At 59.9% G+C, this 406-nt stretch carries 1 protein-coding gene and 1 pseudogene; both read left to right on the top strand.

The genetic code is table 11. From position 1 onward, the window contains the following. On the top strand, nt 1-279 hold a 279-nt coding region (locus A6013_RS24465), incomplete at its 5' end, for an ABC transporter permease (protein WP_139128312.1). Nucleotides 280-283: 4 nt separating this feature from the next. Then, nucleotides 284-406 (top strand): annotated as a pseudogene (locus A6013_RS26420) (ABC transporter permease); the annotation flags it as partial.

Genomic DNA, 406 nt, shown 5'->3' with positions numbered 1-406 from the left:
TCCAGCATACTGTTCCGCCACGTGCTGAAAAACGTGCAGCTGCCGGTGATCACCCTGATCGGATTGTCGTTCTGTGAGCTGCTTGTGGGGGCCTATGTGACGGAAAGCGTCTTCTCCTGGCCGGGGATGGGGCTGCTCGGGCTCCAGTCGATCGCCTCGCTGGCCTACCCGCAGATTATGGCGATCCTCATGCTCTCGTCGCTAATGCGGATCGTCGGTAACCTGAACGCCGACGAGCTTTATCGCTTCGCCGATCCCCGCATTCGTACGCTGAGGTAACCGGATGCGCAGACGCTGGCAGCAGGTTCGTCACCAGCTGCGCCGCAACCGTCCGGCGCAGTTCTCCCTGTTTGTGCTTTTTATTTTCGTTGTCGCCGCGCTCTGTGCGGGGTTAAGTCCGTACGAT

This window comes from Enterobacter sp. IF2SW-B1 (assembly GCF_001743375.1).
In the GTDB taxonomy this organism is placed as follows: domain Bacteria; phylum Pseudomonadota; class Gammaproteobacteria; order Enterobacterales; family Enterobacteriaceae; genus Enterobacter; species Enterobacter bugandensis.
Note: the sequence above shows the minus strand (reverse complement) of the source record. Positions and strands in the feature narration are given on the sequence as shown.